The sequence below is a fragment of the Streptomyces sp. NPDC090077 genome (assembly GCF_044747545.1).
GTDB lineage: Bacteria > Actinomycetota > Actinomycetes > Streptomycetales > Streptomycetaceae > Streptomyces.
The window spans coordinates 43,888-52,696 of sequence record NZ_JBIVEG010000043.1 but is presented as its reverse complement, the minus strand read 5'-3'; the positions used below and the strand labels follow the sequence as shown (position 1 = coordinate 52,696).

Here is an 8,809-nt window from a genome sequence, read left to right as displayed (position 1 = left end):
CCTGCGATGTTCAGAAGGCCGGAGTAGGCCTCCCACGGCATGAGAACTCCCGTCGGCCTGAACGTCGCCGGCGGGTCGTGGGCGACCCTCGGCGGTACCACGGGCTGCTTCACTGCGGGTGGTACCGCGTCAAGACGGTCGGGCGCCTGCGAACATCCCGCCGTCGCGGCCGTCAACGCCATGACCACACCGGCCACCAAGCGCCGCCGGATGCGCATCGTCTTCAATTGTTCCTCACTCCCTCTGGAAACGATCACCCTAAGGGAGGCGCGTCGCCGCCGGACTCCCCGTCCGGCACCCAACCGCAACGAAGCCGCCAGGCCCGGCAGGCCCTCTGCGACATGTCGGCAGCGGGTACAGGGCACCGAACCGGTGCACTAGCGCCGGGGCTTGTGAGGCTGCGGGCAGACGGGCCGCCATGAGCCACCGCAGCATGAGCGGCGGCCGCGGAACGGCCGGGTGTCGGTCCGGGTACACGCGGGGACGTCCGGCTCGTACGCGGACGCCAGTGAGTAACACCGGCCAGCCCACCGTGTCCTGCCGCTGACACATGCCGGGCTGCTCGCGAGGCCGGACTCACCCGGCGGGAGGGTCCGCACGTGGCGCGCCCGGGCCCGTCTGCTCGGCCTCGATACGGCCGTCCTCCTGGGCGGCCGGCGCTCCAGCGGCGGACTGGTGTCGGAACTTCCCGAACTGGGCCGCGGCGCTCTCGACCGTGCCCGTGGGCGGCGCGGCCGGCCAGGTGGGTGTTGAGGCGGTCGGCGTCGCGGGAGGCGAGCCAGGTCTGGGCATAGGGCCCGAGGCGCAGCAGGGTGTAGCCGCTGCCGTCGGGGCGGCGGGCTTCGACGTGGACGCCGTAGTGGGCGGTGGCCATGGCGAGGTCGTGGGGGAGAGGCAGGTTCGCGGCGGCATGGGAGAGCATGGCGTAGGGCGGCTGCCAGGCGCCGAGGATCGCGGTCGTCTTGCAGCGCAGCCAGCCCCGGTCGGTGTAGCCGAGGTCGTGGCCGTGTCGGTGGGCCGCCGCGTTCGGGGCGTCGGGGTGGACCAGGGCGACGGCGATCATCTCGGTGCCGTGGTCGTCGCCGGGGCGGGGGTGTGCGCGCTCGATGAACGGGCCGATCCGCACGGCAACGTCCCGGCCGCTGCCCGGCGTCCACGGTTCCGGGGAGCGTACGGCGGCGAGCATCGCGCGGAACTCGTTGACGGCGGCCTGGTCCTCGGGAGCGAGGGTGCTGGGAGCGTTGCCGCAGCGGAGGAAGCGTCGAATCATCAGGTGCTCCTGCCTTCCTGCTCGGGGTGGGTGGTGGGCGTCTTGAGGACGCGCGGCAGATGGACGTGCAGGTGCTCGATGACGACCGCGCGGCCACGGGCGCGGAGTTCGCGGCCGAGGAGTTCAGTGAGTCCGGATGCCCTGTGCCTGCCTCCTGTTCTCTCGCCTATTGCGAGCTGTTGCTTCGGTGGGAACCAGTCGCGGTTCACCTGGCCTCGCCCCTGTGTCCTGCCTCAGCTGAACGCCCTGATAGAACCCCGTCATGACATACCGGTTCACTGCTCGTGTCGCCACAACAGAGATCGACCCTGACGGCTACTTCACCGAGGCTGCTCTGGCCGAAGGGGAGGAGGGAAGCGGATTCATTTTGATGTTCATGGTGGGCGAGGACGACCCAGATGATCAGGAGGTCGCCTTGGGCATGGACACACACTGCCTGGTCACAGCCGGACAGGGGACCGCGTACGGCTGTGTGCGCGAAGCCGTTCTAACAGGCAACATCCTCCGCGTCTCGCTCGACCCTGAAGCGCTGGATGACCTGCGGTTGAGCGACAGCGAGATCGAAGCTGTCATTGAGGCCCCGGCCGAGGACGTCGTCCTGTTCCGAGAAGTCCTCGCCCAGGTACTCGCCTACGGACGTGCGGACGCTATGCCGATTCGTGTAGCCGTCTGAGCGGTCACCGGGGTCCAGTGGGGCGGGGGATTACGCGGAGAAATCGCAGCCCCGCAATCGCCGATCACGAAATCGCGACGGCAGCCGCGACCGGGCCCCAGCGTCCCTTTCCCTGTTCCTCCATGGCCGGGCGTGCGCCCGTGCTGGGCGGGCCTGGTGGCGCCAGCCAACGGCGAACCCACGGCGTCGGGGCAGCGAGAATGGCGGGATGGACGGACTGGGTGGGGCGCTGGAGCGGGCAACTGCGGATGGCGATGTGGTGGACGGCTGGCTCCAGGGGCTGGCGGGCAATCAGGTGCTGCCGGTGGAGATCCTGGCCCGGCTGCTGGAGTTCGACGAGCTGCCGATGCCGAGCTTCTGGCTCAAGTACAGGACCTTGGATGCCGCAGCGACGGAGCTGCTGGTGGCTTCGCCGCAGATCCAGCACCGGCTGGACGTGACGGAGAACGCGACGGCGGACGTCGACGTGCTGGCCCGGCTCGCGCGGGATCCGGAACCACGGGTCCGGTTCGTGTACGCGGTGACGCTCTTCGAGTACAAGCGCCGTATCCCTTCCGGGGTGCTGGAGATCCTGGAGCAGGACCTGGAACCGAAGATCCGGCGGATCGTCGGCGAGAGTGAGAAACCGCCCGTCACGGTGCAGGAGCCGCCGCCCGTGCTGATGGCAGAGCAGCGGGTGACGCACCCGGATCCGGCGGTGCGGATGAAGGCCGCTGCTGACCCCGAGGTACCGACCGTCCTGGCCCTGCGACTGGCGGAGGATCCCGAGAACGACGTCCGGCTCGCGGTGTCGATGCGGGAGGAGCTGACGGAGGAACAGCGCACGGCCATCCCTTGCACGGTGTGGCAGCACTTCTGGTCGCCGCCGCCCTGGATCGCACGGCAGGCGACCGACCCGGAGGCGGCCCACCGGATCGCGCGGTCGGCGCACGTCGGGCTGCGGCGGGTGCTCGCGGCTCAGCCACACCTGACTCCGGGCGTGGTGGCCCTGCTGGCCGCGGACGAGGACGAGTGGGTGCGGCGCACATTGGCCGAATCGTGCGAGGACGCGCCGCACGAGCTGCTGGTGGAGCTGTACGCCACGGTGCAGGACCGGTACTGGTCGGGGTACCGCAACCACCGCAACTTCGCCCGGCCCGGGTTGGCGCGGTTCGCCGACGACCCCAACCCTCGGCTGCGGCACGCCGCGTTGGACGACCCGGAGGCCGGGCCGGAGCTGGTGCTGCGGCTGGCCGACGACCCTGAGGTGGGTGGCTGGGCGGTGCGCGACCCCAGGCTGCCCGCCGACGAACTGCTCCGGCGGCTCACCCTGCCGGCACATGCCGCCGCTGCCGCAGGCAATCCGGCACTGCCGGTGGCAGTCATGCACCACCTGCTGGACCTCGCCCGGGCACGCTGACCTAGGCGAGCGGCTGATGCATGGCCTGCGGGGCGATCAGCCCGCCGTCCAGCGAGAGGTATCCGACCACCTCGGCCAGCACCGCCGGCACAGCCGATGGCGATGTGGCTGGGGCCGGCGGGGAGGTCGGCGTAGTCGGCGAGGTTGGCGAGCAGCTCGCGGGCGCCGGGGGTGTTGAGGACGATGTCCTGGACGCGGGGGTTGAGGCCGTCGAGGTCGAGGATGTCGCGGGCGGCGGCGGGGTCGCGGAGCCGGTCGCGGACGTCTTCGATCCGGTCGGCGGCGGGCGGGACGGGGGAGCCGTCCGGGCCGGTGGGCAGGTGCAGGTAGCCGAACGAGGTCAGACGGATCGGTCGCAAAGGAGTCTCCTGCTCGGTGGTGGGAGAGGGCTGGCGTTCGGGCCTCCGCGCCCGGCCGGGGAGGGCGGGGCGCGGAGCTGCGGGGTGGGGCTACGGGGTGGTGGTCTCGGTGACCACGAGGAACTGGTCGGTGGGCAGGTCCATCACGACCTGCGCCTTCGTGCCCTGGGCGCGTTGGGCGGCGGCGTACTCCTCGGCCGGCCAGGAGCCGCGGGGGCCTCCGGCGGGGAACCACTGCAGGACGGTGCGGGCCTGGGCGGTGGTGGCCGTCATGAGGCGTCGCCTCCGTTCACGCGCTCGTGGATGTCGATGAGGGTGGCGATGGCGTCGGGGTTGTCCGCCAAGCCGACCCACGTGCCGTGCGCGGTGAAGACGGGGACCTGGTCGCGGTCGGCGTCGAAGATGACGACGTAGTCGCCGTACCTGTCGAGCACCATCTCCCGCAGGACCGGGACCAGTGCGGTGTCCAGGACCTCCAGGGCGTCGACGGTGAGCCGGGCGGGCTCGCCGGGCGCCGGCGGTTGGACCAGGGTGCCGGTCGCGCGGAGCAGGTCGCCGGGCTGGATGCCGTTCAGCAGCTCGTGGGTGATCCGAGGGTCGCCGCTGGTGCAGCTGACGATCGTGTCGGGGGCGTCGTCGTCGAGCGCGTCGATGTCGACGGGCCGGACGACCAGGTCGAAGGAGACGATGCCGCGCGGGCCAAGGACGGGTATCGCGTCGACCCAGCCGTCGACGGCGCAGTGCTTGGTTTCCATCAGCTGGCCTCCGCCAGGGTCTCGGTGGGGCGAGGGGAGCGGGGTCGGGTGGTGCGCTGCGCGATGTCCAGCAGCTCGCGGTTGCGGCGCTGCTGTTCGGGGGTGAGCGGGTGGGCCTTCGCCCGGTGCCGGTGCCAGAGGGGCGAGGCCGGCGGTTCGGGGTAGGCCAGGGCGTGGTCGACATCATTCGGTGTGCTGTGGGCCATGAGGGCCTCTGGGTGGAGGGGTTCAGGCGTGGTCGTCGTCGCGCCGGCGCTTGGGCTGGATGTCGGAGGCGAACCGGCCGAGGCGGGCCTCGGTGGGGTTCGCGGCGATCCAGGATTCGGCGCACGCCTTGTGGACGGGCTCCCCGTGGTGGGAGCGCATCGGCGTGGGCCGTTCGCACCGCGCGCAGGGGCGGTCGGTCCAGCGGTCGTAGTGCTGGGCGTCGCGCCAGTCCAGCAGGCCGCAGGGGACCGGGATCAGGCCCGGTTCCCACAGCGGTTTCCTGCGGGACGTGCGGGTCACGGCCGCAGGTCGGGCAGCTGCTGGAGGACGTGGTCCACGAGGGCCTGCGTGGGCTTCCAGGCCGGGAGCGCGCCCGTGGCGGGCACGGGCAGCGGCAGTTCATGGACGTCGGTGAGGACCAGGTGGTGCATCTCGCGCTGCGCCCAGGGGCTGGGGCAGCGCTCCGGGCCCTGGTCGAGGTGGCAGTCGGTGAGCCGGGCGACGCCGATAACCGCTCCCCGGTGGAGTGCGCGGCCGCGGATCGCGGTGGCCACCAACGGGTCGCGCAGCAGGGCGGGGTCCGGCTTCGCCTTCCCGGCGTGGACGAGGACCCAGCCGCGCCACGGCCAGTGGGCGGACCTGTTCTCCGTGTTCTTCCCGGCGAGGATGCAGGTGGCCCAGGGCTGGCGGATCGTGATGCCGCGGATCCAGTCGCCTGCCGGCGGAAGGGTCGGGGTACTCATGCCGCTCGCCCCCACACGGCCGTGCCCGGCCTGCCCGCGCGGCGCCCGTTGACGGACGGCACGGCGGCGTGCGCGGTGGTCGCCAGGACCGCGCGGCCCGAGTGCTTGCCGTCGTAGAGGGCGGCATCGGCAGCCCGCTGCAAGGCGGACAGGTCGCGTGAGCCGACGGCGTCCGGGGTGGCGGCGCCGACCGAGGCGGCGACGTAGACGGTGCGCTGGTCGTCCAGGGTGACCGGCGTGTGCAGCATCTGCACCAGCTGCTCCAGGCGAAGAGCGCGGCGGCTGGCGGGCAGCTCCAGGACGACGGCGAACTCATCGCCTCCGAGCCGGCCGACCGCAGCGCGCGGGCCCGCCCAGGCCATGAGGCGGGCCGCGACCGACGCGAGGACGGTGTCGCCCGCCGCGTGCCCGAGCTGGTCGTTGACCTCCTTGAACCTGTCGGCGTCGACCATGACCACGGTCGTGTCGTCGCCGTGGCGGGCCAGGAGCCGGCGGGCGCGGGCGGTGTAGGCATCGCGGCGCAGCAGGCCGGTCAGCGGGTCGCGTCGGCTCGCGGCGATCTTCTTGTGCAGGGCGATGGCGTGGACGGCCCAGCCGGTCAGCGGCACGGCCGCGGTCGTCAGGAGGAGTGCGCGCTGCCCGAACCGGGCCTGTGTGCGCAGGACGGAGTCCATACTGGGGATCTCCTTCTCGTCTCGTGCGGGATGGGAAGGCCCGGGGCAGGCGATCGGTTTGGACGCCTGGGCGCCTGTCCCGGGGCGTAGCTACAGCTCGAAGTCGCCGTCGTCGGCGCGGGTCCAGCTGTACGGGTCGTTCCAGCGGCTGGCGGTCGCCGCCTTCCAGTCGAGCTCCCAGCCGGGCCGGTAGCCGCGCGCCGTCCATCCGTCCGGCCGCCTGCCGGGGAGCTCGAGCCCGGCCTGCCGCGCGGCGGCGGCCTGGTCGTAGACCTCGTGGGCGATCCGTACCGCGGCGCTGGGGCTGTCGGCGTGGCCGGTGAAGACGTGCACACCGCGCAGGCCGGCGGTGCTGCTTATCGTGACGTCGACCTCGTAGAGGGGGAGCAGGGTCATGACGTCCATCTCCTTTCGTTCTTCTCGGCGGTGAGGGACCACCGCGACCGCCCCGGCCTCCGTCGAACGGGGCCGGGGCGGCGCGGAAGGCCATCACCTGTTACGGCGCGGGCAGCTCCTGGGTGGGGACCTCGTAGACGTCGATGACGTCCTCGCCGCCGGACCAGGTGCCGGGGGCGTGGCGGACGTAGACGATGTGCAGCGGGGAGCCGTCGCGGGCGGCGACGTCGTACTCGTGGACCGTGTGCTTCTTGAGGGCGGAGCGGACGGCCGGGGCCACGGACCTGTCGGGCAGCCGGGACGGGAACGGCAGGAGGCGGGCGCCGTTGACAGTGGTGTACTGCAGCGCCTGGCGCGGCCAGAGCCGGGCCGCGTTCATCGCGCTGTGGTCGCGCAGGGCCTGGGTGTGGGCGGCGTAGTACGCCTTCGCGGTCTCGGACGTGGGCATGGACGGGTCTCCTTCGGGTCAGAAGCCGAGGTCGAGGTGGACCGTGATGGGAATGCGGCGGGCGCCGTAGTCGCGGCGGGGGTTGTGGACGGTGCGGCGGTGCGCGGCGAGGCCGGCGGCGCCGCCCTGGATGGGCAGCTGGCACTCGTCGCAGCCGTACAGCCACTCGTCGCCGGCCGGGAGGTCGGCCGGGGTGAGCGGGTGCGGTTGCGGGCCGTCGGCGGCGCGGCTCATCCCCAGACCGCTTCCGCGTACTGGGCCTCCAGATCGGCGCGGCCCTCGGGGTCGTCCTCCTGGCCATCGTTCTTGTGCGGGCCGTGGACAGTGCAGCGCACGTCCGGGTCGTTCATGAGCTCGCCGGTCAGGGCGCGCAGGAGATCGGTCACGTTGTAGACCGGCGCCCACGCCTGGCCGTCGCATTCGTCGGCGGCGGGGCAGCCCACCAGGACGTCGAAGCCGACGTCGCCCGCCCCGTCGACATCGGTCCGTTGGGTGAGGACGATGCGGTCCGCTCCGAGGCGGATCTCCGCGACGCGGTCGCCGTCGGCGAGCTGCGAGCCGTCGCGCCAGCGCCACAGCGGCAGGAGCTCGGGGCCGAAGTAGCGGCGCACAAGGAGCAGGTCGCCCAGGCCCTCGCTGCCGTCCCAGCCGAGGTCCGCGTGCCGGGCGTCGCTGAGCGGGGTGAGCAGTGTTTCCAGGCGGTGGAGGTTGTCCGCGACGACGACGTGGTCGAAGCCCTCGCCGGGCAGGCCGCGCCAGGCGTCGACCATGGCGGCGTGCTGGGCGAGGACGATGTGCTTGGGCACGCGCCGGTTCGCGGGCCGGGCCTTCTGGCGTGCGACGCACACGGAGGCCGGGGTGGGCACGACCAGTGCGACGGTGGGCATGCCGTGGCGGCGGGCGGTGGCGATCAGGTTGGCGCGTACAGCCTGCTCGCAGTTCGTGGCGTCGACGACCGTCATCTTGCGGCGTGCGAGGCGGGCCTCCAGGACGGCCTCAAGCGCGAGCACGGCGTGGCCGGTCGCCTCCTGGCAGCCGGCGTCATCGCTCACCAGGGCCCGGAACCGGTCGAGTTCCAGGACCTGGGTGTCGGGCCAGGTCCTCGCCCAAGTCGACTTGCCCGACCCGGCCGCACCGATCAGGACCACGAGAGAGGGGGCGGGGATGGTCATGTCGACGGGCAGCACGTTGTCCAGGCGGAGCGGCTTCATGCGGGGTTCTCCCTGCGGGTCGAGAGCACGGGTTTGTTGCCGGGGGAGCCCGGCGGACATGCGGAGGCGGTCGGTGCGCGGACTGGTCACCGGGTGGTGGCCCTGGTGGTGGCGATGAGCGCGGCGACGGTCTCGCAGCCGTGGTGGAAGGCGCCGTCGAGGTGGAACGCGCCGTTGACGCCGTGCGAGGCGAGCCGGTAGAAGCCGCCCTTGCCGGTCTTGTCGGCGAGCATCTCCAGCAGACTCTTGCCGGGGACGCGGCGGTCGGCGGCGTAGTGGGTGCTGAACGAGAGCGCCAGCGCGGCGGCGGCCGCGGCAGGGTGGACCCGGATGCCGAGCGCGCGGGCGCCGAGCCCCGCGACGATCGCCTGCGTGGCCACGTAGGTCAGGCAGTGGTGCAGGCAGGCGGCACGACCGTCGACGCTGCCGTGAGTGGTCTCCTTCTCGGTAACGGGGTCCTTGTAGATGACCGGGTGCTTGTCGGAGGCGCCCTTCACCCGGGCGCAGTAGTCGTTCTGGACCCAGAAGTCGCCGATCGCGCTTCCGGCGCGGGTCAGTCCGAGGAGGGCGGCAAAGACAGCGGGGCGGTGAGTCATGCTGGATCTCTCCTGATCTCGAAGGGTGAGGGAGCGGCCGGCTGGCCTTTGCCGGTGATACGGCCGCCTGGTTGCGCC

At 72.3% G+C, this 8,809-nt stretch carries 14 protein-coding genes and 1 pseudogene; 2 read left to right on the top strand and 13 right to left on the bottom strand.

From position 1 onward, the window contains the following. Positions 1-227: hypothetical protein (locus tag ACIPW5_RS37165; protein WP_401251152.1), on the bottom strand; the 227-nt coding region annotated here is incomplete at its 3' end. Between the two features lie 1,305 nt (positions 228-1,532). Between ACIPW5_RS37165 and ACIPW5_RS37160 the strand changes: the two genes are divergently transcribed. Together ACIPW5_RS37160 and ACIPW5_RS37155 are read left to right on the top strand one after the other, a co-directional pair. Continuing rightward, entirely contained in the window at positions 1,533-1,943 is a 411-nt protein-coding gene (locus ACIPW5_RS37160) for a hypothetical protein (RefSeq protein WP_401255069.1), read from the top strand. 208 nt (positions 1,944-2,151) lie between these two features. Continuing rightward, positions 2,152-3,342: a hypothetical protein gene (locus ACIPW5_RS37155; protein WP_401255066.1), complete on the top strand. Its 1,191-nt coding sequence runs from the start codon at positions 2,152-2,154 to the stop codon at positions 3,340-3,342. 83 nt (positions 3,343-3,425) lie between these two features. Here the strand turns inward: ACIPW5_RS37155 and ACIPW5_RS37150 are convergent. The 12 genes and pseudogenes from ACIPW5_RS37150 to ACIPW5_RS37095 form a co-directional block, all read right to left on the bottom strand. Next, positions 3,426-3,701: pseudogene (locus ACIPW5_RS37150) on the bottom strand (hypothetical protein); the annotation flags it as partial. A gap of 90 nt (positions 3,702-3,791) precedes the next feature. Beyond that, positions 3,792-3,974 (bottom strand): hypothetical protein, encoded by a 183-nt coding sequence (locus ACIPW5_RS37145; protein ID WP_401255064.1) that lies wholly within the window; start codon positions 3,972-3,974, stop codon positions 3,792-3,794. After that, entirely contained in the window at positions 3,971-4,456 is a 486-nt protein-coding gene (locus ACIPW5_RS37140) for a hypothetical protein (RefSeq protein WP_401255062.1), read from the bottom strand. The genes ACIPW5_RS37145 and ACIPW5_RS37140 overlap by 4 nt, the downstream gene beginning before the upstream one ends. Then, the gene (locus tag ACIPW5_RS37135; RefSeq protein WP_401255060.1) at positions 4,456-4,662 is read right to left on the bottom strand and encodes a hypothetical protein; all 207 of its coding nucleotides are present in this window, start codon (positions 4,660-4,662) and stop codon (positions 4,456-4,458) included. The genes ACIPW5_RS37140 and ACIPW5_RS37135 overlap by 1 nt, the downstream gene beginning before the upstream one ends. 22 nt (positions 4,663-4,684) lie before the next feature. Further along, the gene (locus tag ACIPW5_RS37130; protein ID WP_401255058.1) at positions 4,685-4,963 is read right to left on the bottom strand and encodes a hypothetical protein; all 279 of its coding nucleotides are present in this window, start codon (positions 4,961-4,963) and stop codon (positions 4,685-4,687) included. Next, complete coding sequence (locus tag ACIPW5_RS37125) at positions 4,960-5,406, bottom strand: hypothetical protein (RefSeq protein ID WP_401255056.1); 447 nt, start codon at positions 5,404-5,406, stop codon at positions 4,960-4,962. The genes ACIPW5_RS37130 and ACIPW5_RS37125 overlap by 4 nt, the downstream gene beginning before the upstream one ends. After that, positions 5,403-6,080: a GGDEF domain-containing protein gene (locus tag ACIPW5_RS37120; protein WP_401255053.1), complete on the bottom strand. Its 678-nt coding sequence runs from the start codon at positions 6,078-6,080 to the stop codon at positions 5,403-5,405. Before ACIPW5_RS37120 ends, ACIPW5_RS37125 begins: the two co-directional genes overlap by 4 nt. A 90-nt stretch (positions 6,081-6,170) precedes the next feature. Beyond that, on the bottom strand, positions 6,171-6,476 hold the full coding sequence (locus ACIPW5_RS37115) for a hypothetical protein (RefSeq protein WP_401255050.1): 306 nt from the start codon (positions 6,474-6,476) through the stop codon (positions 6,171-6,173). Between the two features lie 100 nt (positions 6,477-6,576). Then, on the bottom strand, positions 6,577-6,924 hold the full coding sequence (locus ACIPW5_RS37110) for a hypothetical protein (protein ID WP_401255048.1): 348 nt from the start codon (positions 6,922-6,924) through the stop codon (positions 6,577-6,579). Between the two features lie 18 nt (positions 6,925-6,942). Beyond that, positions 6,943-7,158 (bottom strand): hypothetical protein, encoded by a 216-nt coding sequence (locus ACIPW5_RS37105; protein ID WP_401255045.1) that lies wholly within the window; start codon positions 7,156-7,158, stop codon positions 6,943-6,945. Beyond that, on the bottom strand, positions 7,155-8,135 hold the full coding sequence (locus tag ACIPW5_RS37100) for an AAA family ATPase (protein ID WP_401255042.1): 981 nt from the start codon (positions 8,133-8,135) through the stop codon (positions 7,155-7,157). Before ACIPW5_RS37100 ends, ACIPW5_RS37105 begins: the two co-directional genes overlap by 4 nt. Before the next feature lie 86 nt (positions 8,136-8,221). Continuing rightward, positions 8,222-8,731 carry a hypothetical protein gene (locus ACIPW5_RS37095; RefSeq protein ID WP_401255040.1) on the bottom strand — a complete coding sequence of 170 codons (510 nt, stop codon included), beginning with the start codon at positions 8,729-8,731 and terminating at the stop codon, positions 8,222-8,224. Positions 8,732-8,809: the final 78 nt, after the last annotated feature.